Origin of the sequence: uncultured Maribacter sp. (assembly GCF_963974015.1) — a bacterium.
In the GTDB taxonomy this organism is placed as follows: Bacteria; Bacteroidota; Bacteroidia; order Flavobacteriales; family Flavobacteriaceae; genus Maribacter.
On record NZ_CAXBBZ010000004.1, the window covers coordinates 53,369 to 67,343 of the forward strand.

Consider the following 13,975-nt stretch of genomic DNA (forward strand, 5'->3'; position numbering starts at 1 on the left):
AAATAAATTTATTTTTGATAAAAGTCGTTAAGACCTTTGCCCTCTAAAATTAAAGGTAGAATTTTATTGAGGCGAGATTGTTTTGTTTTCTCTTGTTTAGCGGTATCTATATACTCGATATATTCTTTTTGTTTTGAGTAGGTGAGCTTGTAAAAGAAATCTTTTAGTACTTTGTTCTTATTGAATTCAGACAGCAAATGAGTTGGAATAATAATCTTCTCCTTAAGCTTTTTTGAAATTTTTAGCTGTAGTCCCTTTTTTTGATTTTCAATAGCTTCGTTTATGTATACTATTACTCCCTTTTTATCAATTTCTTCCTGAGATGAAAATTTCCATCGCCTCATGGCTTTAGTTTTTCCTTCTTGTGCATTTTTTAGTACTTTTTTAGAATCTTTTAAAAATACACCGTTAAAGAACCAAACGCCAAAATAAGTTTTTAACTTACAAATGGCAATAATATTCTTACCTTCAAAGGTGTATGTTGGAAAGCTCCATTTATAGGTTTCTTTTAATCCACAGTCCAAAGCAAGTTTCCTAAGCTCTATGACACCACTTTTAAAATGATGTGCTTCGTTGTAGAATTCCTCTAGTTTTTCCAACTTTTCCATAGGATTATTGCTCTGCGGTTAATTCACAAATTCTAACAATAACTTCCACGGCTTTTTGCATACTCTCAACAGGCACATATTCATATTTACCATGAAAGTTATGGCCACCGGCAAATATATTAGGGCATGGTAGACCCATATAGCTTAATTGCGAACCATCGGTTCCTCCTCTAATGGGTTTTATGATAGGGGTAATGCCAATATCTTCCATCGCCTTTTTTGCTATTTCTACAATGTGGTATACGGGTTCAATTCTCTCTTTCATGTTAAAATACTGGTCCTTTATTTCTAAAGAAATGCACTCATCATATTTGTGATTGTATTTTTTGACCAATGCTTTCAATAATTCTTTTCGCTCATTAAATCGTTTTAGGTCGTGATCTCTAATGATTAATTCTATAGAAGCATTTTCAATTTCACCATTTATAGTATGTACATGAAAAAAGCCATCCCTTCCATCAGTTTCCTCTGGTATTTCATGTCGTGGTAACTCCGATATTATATGATTTGCAATAAGAATGGCATTCACCATTTTGTTTTTGGCATAACCCGGGTGTACACTTTTACCATTAATAGTGATTTTTGCACTGGCTGCATTGAAATTTTCATATTCCAATTCTCCGATTTGGCTTCCATCCATAGTGTAGGCCCATTGGGCACCGAATTTTTCTATATCGAATTTATGAGCTCCTCGGCCTATTTCTTCATCCGGTGTAAAGCCAATACGAATAGTTCCATGTTTTATTTCTGGGTGTTTTACCAAATATTCCATAGCAGTTACTATTTCAGTTATACCTGCTTTGTCATCTGCACCTAACAAAGTGGTCCCATCCGTAGTAATCAATGTTTGTCCTATATATTGTAATACATCGTGAAAGTATGAGGAAGATAAAATTATATTCTTTTCTTCGTTCAAGACGATATCATTGCCATCATAGATTTCAATAATTTTCGGTTTTACATTGGTACCTGAAAAATCCGGAGAAGTATCAAAATGAGAAATAAATCCTATTGTGGGTACTTCGTGTTCTACGTTTGACGGCAACGTTGCCATGATGTATGCATTCTTATCAATAGAGACATCTTCTAAACCAATTGAACGGAGTTCTACTACCAATTTGTTTGCCAAATTCCATTGTTTTTTAGTACTCGGTGTGGTCTCTGATGATGAATCGCTTTGTGTGTCAATAGTTACATAACTTATAAAACGGTCAATGATATGCTGCATAGTAAAATGATTTTATCAAAAATAGGGTTATATATCGTAATTTAGTAAATGTAAGATTTGACAAATTAGATGATGAAGATATTTAGATTATTGGTAGTGTTCTGTTCCTTTTTACTTCTTAACAAGACCTACGCACAAGCAGATTGTATACTTGGTGTAGGTTTAACTAATGATTCGATAATTTCTGATGTATTTCAGTTAAATGAGATGCAACATGAAAAATTAGTGAGTTTCAGTGCAGAACTGAAATATCGGAACGATCTATTGAATAATGAATTGCAGAACGTAAAGAGTAGACATCCGCAAAGTAATGTTAAGGAGTTGAGCCAATTAGCGGATAAATATAAAAGTGTGATGGATAGTATGGCTATAGTTCAAACAATGATCGATAAAAGAATGTTGACTTTGTTTAATTCAAAGCAATATGAATTATATCGTAATCTGTGTAAAGAAGCTTCTCGCTCTCCATTCATTGTAATCCCCACTGTTTACTCTGATAGTATCAACAACGAAAACAGATAACATATTTCACACTTTTTTCAAATACACTTTTGTATTTTTGGGCATCTAAAATATATAAATGTACAGGCTTCTTATTAGACCTATTTTGTTTCTTTTCGACCCAGAAAGAGTTCACCATATAAGTTTTTCGACTATTAAATTTTTATCAAAGATTGGATTATCTGGTCTTTTTAAATCGATATTCCTGATAGAAGATAAACGTTTGGAGCGTGAGCTTTTTGGTCTAAAATTTAAAAATCCAGTAGGGTTGGCAGCTGGGTTCGATAAAAATGCGATCATCTATAACGAATTGTCAGATTTCGGATTTGGTTTTGTAGAGATAGGTACACTGACTCCTAAACCTCAAGAAGGTAATCCAAAGAAAAGATTATTTCGCCTAAAAGCTGACCATGCTATTATTAACCGCATGGGCTTTAATAATAATGGAGTTTTTGAGGCAGTCGAAAAACTAAAAAAAGAACATAGGGTATTAATTGGCGGTAATATTGGTAAGAATAAGGTTACTCCAAATAACGAAGCGATTAAAGATTACTTAATCTGTTTTGATGCCTTGTTCGACCATGTAGATTATTTCGTGGTAAATGTTAGTTCACCGAATACTCCTGGTTTACGAGAGTTGCAAGATAAAGAGCCGTTAATGGCATTATTGAACGAATTGCAACTAGAAAATTCGAAATTAAGCGAACGAAAAAATATAATTCGCAAACCTATTCTATTAAAGATAGCGCCGGACCTTACCGATAGCCAACTGTTTGACATTATTGAAATTGTTGATACAACTAAGATAGATGGAGTTATAGCAACAAACACAACTATCTCAAGAGAAAATTTAAAATCTCATGCGCTTTTAACTGAGGAAGCTGGCGGGCTAAGTGGTGCGCCTTTAAAAGATAGAAGTACCGAGGTAATTCGATTTTTAGCAGAAAAAAGTAATAAATCGTTTCCTATTATTGGCGTAGGTGGTATTCATTCAGCAGAAGATGCGTTGGAGAAATTAGAAGCAGGTGCAGACTTAATTCAATTATGGACAGGATTTGTATATGAAGGACCAGGATTGGTGAAGAAAATTAATAAAGCACTATTGGAAAAAGCAAATAATTAAAAGTAGATCAACACTAACGAGTGATTGTTAATTTACAAACTTGAATTCGTATATAAATTTAAAGCCTTTGCACAACTAAAATGTACAAAGGCTTTAAATTTTATTATCAGACGGTTGTTTTAATTATTGATTGGTCCAGTAATCAATTACTAAAACATCTTCTAAATGTGGGGTTAATACTGCACCAAAGGCTTTGTGGTCTGGGTGAGGTAAATAAATAGCACGGTCTTCTTCGCTTTCAAAAGTTAGAAAAAAGGCATGAGTGAAACCTTTTTCTAATCCTTCAGGGCTATTGTTCAATCCCCATTCATAGCCTTTTATTTGTTCAATTTTAGAAGGTAAGGCGCTAAAAGCATCTTCAACTTCTTTTATTTGTGATTTGGTGGTTCCTTCTTTGAACTTAAAAAGAACTACATGCCTTAATAAGCTATCTGTCTTGATTATTGTTGGTGAATTTGTAGTTTCATTTGATGAGGCAAAAGTATTTGCCATGAATGAAATACTGATTAAAAAAGCGAGCACTTTAATTTTCATGATTTTATTATTTTTAAACAAGATATTAAATATAGGTGTAAATAATGGTATTTTGTACTTTTCATCCCTAACCAACTAATTTTTCATTTGAACTACGAAATTTTGTTAGCATTCTCAATAGCTACGTTTGCCTTGGCACTTTCACCAGGGCCCGATAATATTTTTGTACTTATACAAAGTATTACTAATGGTCGCAAATTTGGTCTTGCTGTAGTAGCTGGTCTAATGACAGGGTGTTTGGTACATACTACTTTATTGGCATTTGGGATTTCGGCGGTTATAAAAAATAATCCAACCATGTTTACTTTAATTAAAATTTTTGGTGCGGTATACTTGGTGTATTTGGCAATTTCAGTTTATAGAGGAGGAAATTCTATTTCAATTGAAACTGAAAATAAACAGGTTAAAAGTATAAGTAGTTTATTTCGACAAGGATTTATAATGAATGTTTTAAACCCTAAGGTGACCATTTTTTTTCTAGCTTTTTTTCCAGGATTTTTATTCTCAAATGTTATTAGTACTATTATTCAATTCTATGTTTTAGGACTATTGTTTATTGTGATTTCATCTATTGTATTTAGCGGAATTGCCTTTTTATCAGGTAGTATTTCAACGTTTTTGACAGGGAATAAAAAAACAGGATTTGTTCTTAAATGGGTTCAAATTATCGCCTTTTTAGGGATAGCTATATTTTTGTTTTTCGGATAGCTTATTTCTTGTTTAATTAAGTCTTACTTAATTTGAGTTCGTATTTTTACGTAATGTCCGATTCAAAAATTAAAATAGTAGAATGCCCTAGAGATGCTATGCAAGGCATTAAGGATTTTATACCTACAAATGAAAAAGTAAGGTATTTGCAGTCATTATTGGGTTGTGGCTTTGATACCTTAGATTTTGGAAGTTTTGTATCTCCCAAAGCGATACCCCAAATGGTCGATACCGCAGAGGTTCTGTCTAACCTAGACCTATCGAAGACAAAGACGAAATTACTTGCTATAGTTGCGAATGTTAGAGGTGCTGAGGATGCAGTATTACATCCAGAAATAGAGTATTTAGGATTTCCTTTTTCCATATCAGAAAATTTTCAAATGCGAAATACCCATAAAACCATATCGCAATCTATAGAAACGTTACAAGAGATTTTTAATTTGGCAGATGCCGCAAATAAAGAGGTGGTAACTTATATTTCGATGGGGTTCGGTAACCCATATGGGGATCCTTGGAATGTTGAAATCGTTGGAGAGTGGACAGAAAGGTTGGCGAAAATGGGTGCTAAAATATTATCCTTATCAGATACTGTGGGTACTTCTGATCCAGTAACTATTTCTTATCTATTTTCAAATTTAATCCCTAAATACCCAACTATAGAATTTGGTGCTCATTTACATACCACACCAACCAAATGGCATGAGAAAATAGAAGCGGCTCATGTTGCGGGCTGTAGACGATTTGATGGTGCTATTCAAGGTTTTGGCGGCTGTCCTATGGCTAAAGATGAGCTAACGGGCAATATGCCGACAGAGAAAATGTTATCCTATTTTACATCAGAAAAAATAGAGACTGGTGTTAATTGGATGGCTTTTGAAGCGGCATACAACAAAGCATCCGAACTGTTTTCAGAGTATCACTGAGTATTCCATCAAATTATAATATAAGAAGTGGCTGTTTAAAAGGCTTACTTTCTGTCTATTCGGGCTTACTAGAGAATCACTAACAGTTGTAATTATATACTTTTCTTTTGTGTTCAAAGTTACCGGCGTAAACTACCTTTTAAAAAGCCGCTTCTTATTGCTTTTAATTTTTTGCGTAAAAATCAGAACCTAAGTTCAACCCCACCAAATAGACCAAAGGGTAAACCAGGTCTTAGGCCTGCTGGTACACGCGCTACGGCATAGGTTTCATCTAAAAGATTCATCGCGTTCGTGGTTAAGCTAATATTGTCGTTGTAGCGGTACTTTGCTCCAAGGTCTAATACAATGTTGGCGGAAACCCTTTCGCTAGTAGGAATCGGACCAATGCCGGCTTTAGTTCTAAAAGCTCCGTTATACCGTCCGCTAAAGTTTAGTTCGAATTTTTTGTGTTCCAAGCTAATGGAGGTATTAAATTGATGTTTCGATAGGTAGGGCAACTTATCGCCAATGGCTACTTCACCCCATACACTGTTATCACTGCCAAAACTATTTAGAAATTCAGTATCTGTCAACGTGTACCCAATTGTTATAGGCAATGCGAAACTTTTTGAGTTGGTCAAAGGGTTATAGTTTATTAAAAATTCGATGCCCTGTACTTTAACTTCCCCGGCATTGAACTGATCTAAAGAACCTGTACCGCCGGTTGCTGCCAAATCACTTCCTAAGAGATTGCTGTAATCATTGTAAAAGCCGACCAATTCTCCAGAAATACCCCCATAAGAGAAACGTGTTCCAAATTCATAGTTTATACTTTCTTCCGGTTTTTCACCAACTTGATTACTTGGGGGAGAAAATCCTTTGTGTACGCCACCAAAAAGTGAGATGTTCTGAAAGTTGTAATTGAATCCTATTCCAGGAATAAATACATTGACCTGGTTTTCACGTTCGGTAAGGTTAATTCCTGCTCGCTCTGGGTCAGTACTACCGTAATCCATTCTTCCTAGGTTGATATTTTCATAACGTATTCCTGGGGTAAGGGTTAGGTCTTTGTATTTCAATTTATAGAGTGCATAAGAAGAAAATGCTCTTGCATCACTAATTCTATTAGCATCGGTTCCTTGCTGACGGCCGTTTATTAGAGCCATAGTTCCATTCGTAAGGCTGTAGTCGTCTACCCATTGAAATCGGTCTTCTTCGTCATAATGATAGCGAAGGCCAATCTCCATATCGTGAATTGTATTATCGCCGCCCCATCGGTAATTTAATTTTGTTTGGATACCGGTGGAAAGGTAATTCCTATTGTTAGCTTTTACCGCAATTAGGTCATTGGTTCCAGTGTTGGCCGTGCCACTGACAATATCATAATAGTTTGAAAGTGTATCGGGATTTTGAATGATATTTGAGATACTCTCACGCTGTCCGTTTACGGTCAAATAATCGATTTTGTACCAATTACGATTAAAGTCGTTCATATAGGCAGTAGTGGTAATTCGTGCATTAGGACTCAAACTTAAGGTATGTGTACCCATAAATTGAATATGTTCGGTATTCATTTCATCTTGTTGTGAACCGGCATACCTTCGGAAAGGGGTTATTTCAAAATCAGCTTCTGTAAGTCCTAAATAGGTTTCGTTAGAAGTTTCATCGGCATATTGAAATTTTAATTCGAACGCATGTCCGATCTTGGCTTCAGGATTTGTGTTTACCTTGAATTTCGCGACAAAATCGTTTTTATCGAAACCTGTGTTTTCTCCATTATCCAACTCTTTAAAGCCATTCGAATTATAATTAAGGTACTCAACCGAATACCCGAAATTCTTTTTACTGTCACCAAGTTGGGTGTGAAGGCGACCGCTGTTGAAACTACCATAGCTCGAGGTCAAGAAGATGCCAAAGGTGTCCGGTACTTCGGTCGAAATCATATTAATGGCCCCACCGGTGGTATACGGACCATATTGAACCTGACTGCTTCCTTTTAAGATTTCAACAGCTTGCATTCTTGCAATGGTTGGAAAATAATAAGCGGAGGGCGCACTGTAGGGAGCTGGTGCTATAAGCACGCCATCTTCCATTAAGGTTATTTTTGAGCTTCGTTCAGGTGAAGTTCCGCGAAGGCTAATGTTGGGCCGTAGTCCGAACCCGTCTTCCTCGTATACATTTACCCCAGGTACGCTTCTAAGCGTTCTGTTTATGTCGGTATAATTGAATTTTTTAATTTCTTGTGGAGTAATATAGTAGGCCGAGCCTGTTCTGTTCTTTGCTTCAAACTTACTTCCTAAAATAGCATTTGCTTTAAGTGTGATTTCATTTAAATGAATAGAATCCACTAAAGTTGGATCTTGAATTTGAGCCTTTAGAAAGAAGGATGTGGTAAGTAAAAAAAGCGTTGAATATATTTTCATCTTATTTAGACTGAATTAAAATAGTTAACATTCGGCAAATATATAAGCTACTGTTGATATTGCAAAGCTTATTTAGAATAAATAAAAATAAAATAAATGGATTACCTGATAATCAAATTATTAAACTATACATTTTAACATTTATGTCTGTGGTTTTAGAATGAAATAGGGAGGATTGATCTATGTAAAAAAAGAGTATCTTTGCACGCAATTAAATCCTTAATTGCTATGCAAGCCCATCAAAATAAAATTCTAGGAGAAGGTCTAACATACGACGACGTATTATTAGTACCTGCATATTCTGATGTACTTCCAAGAGAAGTAAATATTCAGGCCAAATTCACGAGAAATATTACAATCAATGTACCGATTATTTCCGCAGCTATGGATACCGTTACGGAGTCTAGAATGGCTATTGCCATGGCTCAAGAAGGCGGTATAGGTGTTTTGCATAAGAATATGACCATTGAGCAACAAGCCATGAAAGTTAGAAAGGTGAAAAGAGCTGAAAGCGGAATGATTCTAGATCCAGTGACGTTGCCTTTGCATTCGAAGGTGAAAGATGCTAAAGCCAATATGAAGGAGTTTAGTATTGGTGGTATACCGATTGTAGATGATGCGGGAAAATTAATAGGTATTGTTACTAATAGGGATTTAAGGTTCGAAAAAAATAATGAGCGCCCAATTTCTGAAGTAATGACTTCAGAAAATTTAGTTACTACAGAAGAGGGTACTTCATTATCTGAGGCCGAAGATATACTTCAACAACATAAAATCGAAAAGTTGCCAGTGGTAACAAAGGATAATACCTTGGTGGGATTAATAACGTTTAGGGATATTACCAAATTAACCCAAAAGCCTATGGCGAATAAAGACCAATACGGAAGATTGCGTGTTGCGGCGGCTTTAGGTGTAACTGCTGATGCTGTAGAAAGAGCTGAGGCTTTAGTTAATGCTGGAGTAGATGCAGTTGTTATAGATACGGCACATGGTCATACAAAAGGCGTAGTAGCTGTTTTAAAAGCGGTAAAAAATAAGTTTCCAGATTTAGATGTTATCGTAGGTAATATCGCAACCGGTGAAGCTGCCAAATATTTGGTAGAAGCTGGTGCAGATGCGGTTAAAGTTGGTATCGGTCCAGGTTCTATTTGCACGACAAGGGTAGTTGCAGGTGTTGGTTTTCCTCAATTTTCTGCAGTATTAGAAGTTGCTGCGGCTATTAAAGGCTCTGGTGTACCTGTTATTGCTGATGGCGGAATAAGATATACAGGTGATATTCCTAAAGCTATAGCTGCTGGTGCAGATACTGTTATGTTGGGGTCTCTTTTAGCTGGTACAAAAGAATCTCCAGGAGAAACCATCATATATGAAGGACGAAAGTTTAAATCATATAGAGGTATGGGTTCTGTTGAAGCTATGAAACAAGGTAGTAAGGACCGTTATTTTCAAGATGTAGAAGATGATATTAAAAAGTTGGTTCCAGAAGGCATAGTAGGTCGTGTTCCTTATAAAGGTGATTTGTTTGAAAGTATTCACCAGTTTATTGGAGGGTTAAGAGCTGGTATGGGTTACTGTGGTGCGAAAGATATAGCTACATTACAAGATACGGGTAGATTTGTGAAAATTACAGCGAGTGGTATTAATGAGAGCCATCCACATGATGTAACTATCACAAAGGAAAGCCCGAATTATAGTAGATAGAAAAAATATAGTGTACAAAAAAAGAGGTCTTTTAGACCTCTTTTTTTGTGCTTTAAAGTTGTATTTTATTTACCAGGCTTACTAACATAGGCGTCCCATTTTTTCTCCTTATAAATATTCTCGCCAAAATAACGGGCTATTTCTAAAAACGGCTCTGGTTTTTGATAACCAGGTACTGGTGAAAGCATGTTTAGTTCCTCGTCTAGAAAAATTGTTGTCGGATAACTTAAACGACCTTGCATTAAGGCAGCAGCAAATTCATGATATCCTTTTCTTCCTGAGGGTACGAATTTATAGGTTTTCCCTTTGTATTCAATAGGTTCTTTGCCTTCTCCATCTAGCTTAACCATATAATATTTTTCTGCCATATAAGTAGCAACTTCAGGATTTTGAAACGTGTCTTTATCCATTTTCTTGCACCACCCACACCAATCGGTATAGACATCTATAAATATTTTTTTAGGATGTTTATCCGTAGCAGCTAATTCTGTAGCTTCATTCCATGAAAGCCATTTTACCTCTTGTGCATAACTTACAGCTGAGACAAAGAGCACGGCTAAAAATAAAAATGATTTAAAAAAAGATAAAGAATACGTCTTCATGAGTTTTTTGAGTGTTTAATCCAACTTTTATACCAAAACTAACGTATTTTTAAATGCTTTATTTCACTTTTGCGGTTTCTTTAACAGCGAACAAATCTTTTACATCTACCTGATTACGAATTAAATCGTCAAAAGATTCTCTTTCGCGAATAAGAATTGCTTTTCCTTTATGCCAAAGAACCTCTGGTGGTCTAAATCTTGAATTGTAGTTACTTGCCATTGTAAAGCAGTAAGCACCTGCATTTTTAAAACAAAGAATGTCGCCTTCTGTAATTTCGTTTATTCTCTTGTTACTTGCAAAAGTATCGGTCTCACAGATATACCCAACAACAGAATAATAACGTTCTCTTCCATCGGCATTAGATATGTTTTTTATGGTATGTGTAGCACCGTAAAGCATTGGGCGTATTAAATGGTTAAAGCCAGAATCTATACTTGCAAAAACGGTTGAAGTAGTCTGTTTAACAACATTTACTTTGGCTAGAAAAACTCCAGCTTCACTTACCAAAAACTTACCAGGCTCAAATGCCAAAGTCAAATCTTTGCCATATTCTTTACAAAACTCATTAAAACGAGTACTCAATTTTTTACCTAACTCTTCTACATTGGTTTCAATATCACCCTCTTTATAAGGGACTTTAAAGCCACTACCAAAATCGATAAAATCAAGATTTTTAAAATTACGGGCCGTTTCGAATAATATTTCAGACGCATAAAGGAAAACATCGATATCTAAAATATCACTTCCAGTATGCATATGAATACCATTAATATTCATTTTAGTCAACTCTACAATGCGAAGCAAATGTGGAATTTGATGAATGCTGATTCCGAATTTAGAATCAATATGCCCTACCGAAATATTAGAATTTCCACCGGCCATTACATGCGGATTAATTCTTATACAAACGGGTATAGTTGGGTGTTTGCTGCCAAATTGTTCTAATATAGACAAGTTGTCAATGTTGATACGAACACCAAGTTTAGATGCTGCTTCAATTTCTTCAAGCGAAACACCGTTAGGAGTAAAAATGATGGATTCTGGTTTGAAACCGGCCAACAATCCTAATTGTACTTCTTGTATAGATACCGTATCTAGTCCACTACCAAGACTATTCATGAGTCTTAAGATAGTAATATTAGATAAGGCTTTGGCCGCATAATTGAGCTGTAATTTCTTAACCGACCCAAATGCTTTAGTCAATCTATTGAACTGTGAAACTATTTTTTCTGAGTCATAGACATAAACCGGATCACCAAAGGTTTTTGCTATTTGCAACAAATCCTCATTTTTCATACTAAACAATTTTATACAAAGTTACTTCTCTAATTGGACAGCAACAAAAATAATCACATAAAAACAATAAAAATAACAAAATGTGATATTTGAAACAATCATGAATTATATTTATTTTGGCGTGCTGTAAAGACCTTTGTAATTTTAGACAATGAAAATACCTTTATTTCCACTGCAGTCCATATTTTTTCCAGGAGAAACCGTGCCACTTCATATTTTTGAAGAACGATACAAACAACTAATAGCCGATTGCAGAGGGGAAGCGAATACTTTTGGTATTCCCGTTTTTATAAATAATAAGATGGAGTATGGTGTTGAGGTTCAACTGGTAGAAGTAGTAAACACTTACGATACTGGCGAAATGGATATTGTTTGTGTTGCACGACAGGTTTTTAAGCTGTTGGCTTTTGAGAAAAATATGCCGGGTAAATTATATGCTGGTGGAATTGTAAAACTTTTGGATTACGATTATGAAGCATCCTTAGAAAAAAGACAAACCATTATAAAAGGTATACATCAGTTATATAACATGATGGAAATCACTTATAAAGAATTGAATGTAGATACATTCAATAGTTTTACATTGGCCCATAAAATTGGATTATCTTTCGAACAAGAATATCAACTTCTTCAGATGCCTAAAGAAAATGACAGGCTTAATTTTATAAGCCTACATTTAACTGCTACAATTACCGTTTTATCAGAGGTAGAACGAACAAGAAAAATTATAGAACTTAATGGTCATTTTAAAAATTTTGACCCCCTAGATTTTCAAGATTGGGAAATGTGAGAATAATAAGACTGTAAAATTGGCTCGCTTTAAAGAAGTTTTGAGGTTTTGAATAGTTTATTCTTAGAGTTATTCTAATTAATCACTTGTATTTTTATTTTATTACTTAGTGTTTCCTATTTTTGCCTAACAATTAAAATCACCATATATATGAACCTTCACGAATATCAAGGAAAAGAGATATTAGCAAGTTTTGGGGTGCGCATCCAAAGAGGAATAGTTGCCCATAATGCAAAAGAGGCTGTTGAGGCTGCAAAGCAATTAACTGCTGAAACCGGAACAGGATGGCATGTTATTAAAGCTCAAGTACACGCAGGTGGTCGTGGTAAAGGTGGTGGTGTTAAATTGGCTAAAAACCTTAAAGAGGTAGAAGAAATAGCAAATCAGATTATTGGTATGAACTTAATTACTCCGCAAACTTCTGCAGAAGGTAAAAAAGTTCACCAAATATTGGTAGCTGAAGATGTGTACTACCCAGGAGATAGTGAAACTAAAGAATTTTATATGTCCGTTCTTTTAAACAGGGCTACTGGTAAGAATATGATTATGTATTCTACAGAAGGTGGTATGGACATTGAAGAGGTTGCTGAACACACTCCCCATTTGATTTTCACGGAAGAAATTGACCCAGCAACAGGTATTTTAGGATTTCAAGCTAGGAAAATAGCTTTTAACCTAGGTCTTTCTGGAACAGCATTTAAAGAGATGACAAAGTTTGTGTCATCTTTATATAAAGCATATGTTGAAAGTGATTCAAGTATGTTTGAAATCAACCCGGTATTGAAAACTTCAGATGATAAGATTATGGCGGTAGATGCAAAAGTATCTATTGACGATAACGCACTTTATCGTAGAAAGCAATATGCGGAAATGCGTGATTTAAGAGAAGAAAATCCGATTGAAGTTGAAGCGAGAGAGGTTGGTCTTAACTATGTAGATTTAGATGGTAATGTAGGCTGTATGGTTAACGGAGCAGGTCTTGCAATGGCAACGATGGATTTAATTAAAATGGCAGGTGGTGAGCCAGCTAACTTCTTAGATGTTGGTGGTACCGCTGATGCAAAAAGAGTTGAAGAAGCTTTTAGAATCATATTAAAAGATCCAAATGTAAAAGCAATTCTAATCAATATATTTGGTGGTATCGTTCGTTGTGATCGTGTAGCGCAAGGTGTTGTTGATGCTTATAGGAATATGGGCGATTCAATGAAAGTGCCGATTATTGTTAGATTACAAGGTACAAATGCTGAATTGGCAAAAGAAATAATTGATAATTCTGGACTAGCGGTTCAATCGGCTGTCCAGTTTCAAGAAGCTGCAGATAAAGTTAAAGCTGTATTGGCTTAATCAAGTTTTCTTAACATATTATATTAAAGACCATTCTAATGAATGGTCTTTTTTTTTGAATTTAACTTTTATCAAAATGTTAATTTGTGCTCATAGAATTTAAACTTAGGGTAATTGAAAGTACCCCTAATCTGTATGAAATGTTAACCTAATGAAATAAAGGTTAAGACTTTTAAAACTTGAAATATCTGTTCTTTTTGATATTTATTTTTAA

Annotated in this window: 13 protein-coding genes; 7 read left to right on the forward strand and 6 right to left on the reverse strand. The window is 35.0% G+C overall.

The features are described from left to right. Positions 1 to 8 precede the first annotated feature (8 nt). Both AACZ41_RS08805 and pepT read right to left on the reverse strand, forming a co-directional pair. Positions 9 to 608, reverse strand: coding sequence for a YdeI/OmpD-associated family protein (locus AACZ41_RS08805; RefSeq protein WP_339628043.1), 600 nt, complete (start codon positions 606 to 608; stop codon positions 9 to 11). A gap of 4 nt (positions 609 to 612) precedes the next feature. Further along, complete coding sequence (gene pepT / locus AACZ41_RS08810; protein WP_339628044.1) at positions 613 to 1,836, reverse strand: peptidase T; 1,224 nt, start codon at positions 1,834 to 1,836, stop codon at positions 613 to 615. Between the two features lie 69 nt (positions 1,837 to 1,905). On the opposite strand from pepT, the gene AACZ41_RS08815 reads away from it, so the two are divergent. Both AACZ41_RS08815 and AACZ41_RS08820 read left to right on the forward strand, forming a co-directional pair. Further along, positions 1,906 to 2,358, forward strand: a complete 453-nt coding sequence (locus AACZ41_RS08815; protein WP_339628045.1) for a hypothetical protein — start codon at positions 1,906 to 1,908, stop codon at positions 2,356 to 2,358. Between the two features lie 58 nt (positions 2,359 to 2,416). Continuing rightward, the gene (locus AACZ41_RS08820) at positions 2,417 to 3,460 is read left to right on the forward strand and encodes a quinone-dependent dihydroorotate dehydrogenase (protein ID WP_339628046.1); all 1,044 of its coding nucleotides are present in this window, start codon (positions 2,417 to 2,419) and stop codon (positions 3,458 to 3,460) included. Positions 3,461 to 3,583: 123 nt separating this feature from the next. On the opposite strand, the gene AACZ41_RS08825 is transcribed toward AACZ41_RS08820, so the two are convergent. Further along, positions 3,584 to 3,952 (reverse strand): Dabb family protein, encoded by a 369-nt coding sequence (locus AACZ41_RS08825; RefSeq protein WP_339628200.1) that lies wholly within the window; start codon positions 3,950 to 3,952, stop codon positions 3,584 to 3,586. Positions 3,953 to 4,081: 129 nt separating this feature from the next. Between AACZ41_RS08825 and AACZ41_RS08830 the strand changes: the two genes are divergently transcribed. Together AACZ41_RS08830 and AACZ41_RS08835 are read left to right on the forward strand one after the other, a co-directional pair. Beyond that, entirely contained in the window at positions 4,082 to 4,702 is a 621-nt protein-coding gene (locus AACZ41_RS08830; RefSeq protein ID WP_339628047.1) for a LysE family translocator, read from the forward strand. A gap of 53 nt (positions 4,703 to 4,755) precedes the next feature. Beyond that, complete coding sequence (locus tag AACZ41_RS08835; RefSeq protein WP_339628048.1) at positions 4,756 to 5,625, forward strand: hydroxymethylglutaryl-CoA lyase; 870 nt, start codon at positions 4,756 to 4,758, stop codon at positions 5,623 to 5,625. A gap of 182 nt (positions 5,626 to 5,807) precedes the next feature. Here the strand turns inward: AACZ41_RS08835 and AACZ41_RS08840 are convergent, their stop codons facing one another. Next, positions 5,808 to 8,027 carry a TonB-dependent receptor gene (locus AACZ41_RS08840; protein WP_339628049.1) on the reverse strand — a complete coding sequence of 740 codons (2,220 nt, stop codon included), beginning with the start codon at positions 8,025 to 8,027 and terminating at the stop codon, positions 5,808 to 5,810. A gap of 228 nt (positions 8,028 to 8,255) precedes the next feature. Here AACZ41_RS08840 and guaB point away from each other — a divergent pair, with 228 nt between their 5' ends. Continuing rightward, a complete protein-coding gene (gene guaB / locus AACZ41_RS08845) occupies positions 8,256 to 9,728 on the forward strand; it encodes an IMP dehydrogenase (RefSeq protein WP_339628201.1) in 1,473 nt (490 codons plus the stop codon). A gap of 65 nt (positions 9,729 to 9,793) precedes the next feature. Here the strand turns inward: guaB and AACZ41_RS08850 are convergent, their stop codons facing one another. Beyond that, complete coding sequence (locus AACZ41_RS08850; protein ID WP_339628050.1) at positions 9,794 to 10,330, reverse strand: DUF255 domain-containing protein; 537 nt, start codon at positions 10,328 to 10,330, stop codon at positions 9,794 to 9,796. A gap of 58 nt (positions 10,331 to 10,388) precedes the next feature. Next, positions 10,389 to 11,627 (reverse strand): diaminopimelate decarboxylase, encoded by a 1,239-nt coding sequence (gene lysA / locus AACZ41_RS08855; RefSeq protein ID WP_339628051.1) that lies wholly within the window; start codon positions 11,625 to 11,627, stop codon positions 10,389 to 10,391. A gap of 151 nt (positions 11,628 to 11,778) precedes the next feature. Here lysA and AACZ41_RS08860 point away from each other — a divergent pair, with 151 nt between their 5' ends. Continuing rightward, complete coding sequence (locus AACZ41_RS08860) at positions 11,779 to 12,417, forward strand: LON peptidase substrate-binding domain-containing protein (RefSeq protein WP_339628052.1); 639 nt, start codon at positions 11,779 to 11,781, stop codon at positions 12,415 to 12,417. Positions 12,418 to 12,567: 150 nt separating this feature from the next. Next, entirely contained in the window at positions 12,568 to 13,761 is a 1,194-nt protein-coding gene (sucC, locus tag AACZ41_RS08865) for an ADP-forming succinate--CoA ligase subunit beta (protein WP_339628053.1), read from the forward strand. The last annotated feature ends 214 nt before the right edge of the window (positions 13,762 to 13,975 follow it).

Excerpts from the sequence above, each read along its gene's own strand:
- AACZ41_RS08805 (WP_339628043.1), bottom strand. The coding sequence starts at position 608 with ATGGAAAAGTTGGAAAAACTAGAGGAATTCTACAACGAAGCACATCAT.
- pepT (WP_339628044.1), bottom strand. The coding sequence starts at position 1,836 with ATGCAGCATATCATTGACCGTTTTATAAGTTATGTAACTATTGACACA.
- AACZ41_RS08815 (WP_339628045.1), top strand. The coding sequence starts at position 1,906 with ATGATGAAGATATTTAGATTATTGGTAGTGTTCTGTTCCTTTTTACTT.
- AACZ41_RS08820 (WP_339628046.1), top strand. The coding sequence starts at position 2,417 with ATGTACAGGCTTCTTATTAGACCTATTTTGTTTCTTTTCGACCCAGAA.
- AACZ41_RS08825 (WP_339628200.1), bottom strand. The coding sequence starts at position 3,952 with ATGGCAAATACTTTTGCCTCATCAAATGAAACTACAAATTCACCAACA.
- AACZ41_RS08835 (WP_339628048.1), top strand. The coding sequence starts at position 4,756 with ATGTCCGATTCAAAAATTAAAATAGTAGAATGCCCTAGAGATGCTATG.
- AACZ41_RS08840 (WP_339628049.1), bottom strand. The coding sequence starts at position 8,027 with ATGAAAATATATTCAACGCTTTTTTTACTTACCACATCCTTCTTTCTA.
- guaB (WP_339628201.1), top strand. The coding sequence starts at position 8,256 with ATGCAAGCCCATCAAAATAAAATTCTAGGAGAAGGTCTAACATACGAC.
- AACZ41_RS08850 (WP_339628050.1), bottom strand. The coding sequence starts at position 10,330 with ATGAAGACGTATTCTTTATCTTTTTTTAAATCATTTTTATTTTTAGCC.
- lysA (WP_339628051.1), bottom strand. The coding sequence starts at position 11,627 with ATGAAAAATGAGGATTTGTTGCAAATAGCAAAAACCTTTGGTGATCCG.
- AACZ41_RS08860 (WP_339628052.1), top strand. The coding sequence starts at position 11,779 with ATGAAAATACCTTTATTTCCACTGCAGTCCATATTTTTTCCAGGAGAA.
- sucC (WP_339628053.1), top strand. The coding sequence starts at position 12,568 with ATGAACCTTCACGAATATCAAGGAAAAGAGATATTAGCAAGTTTTGGG.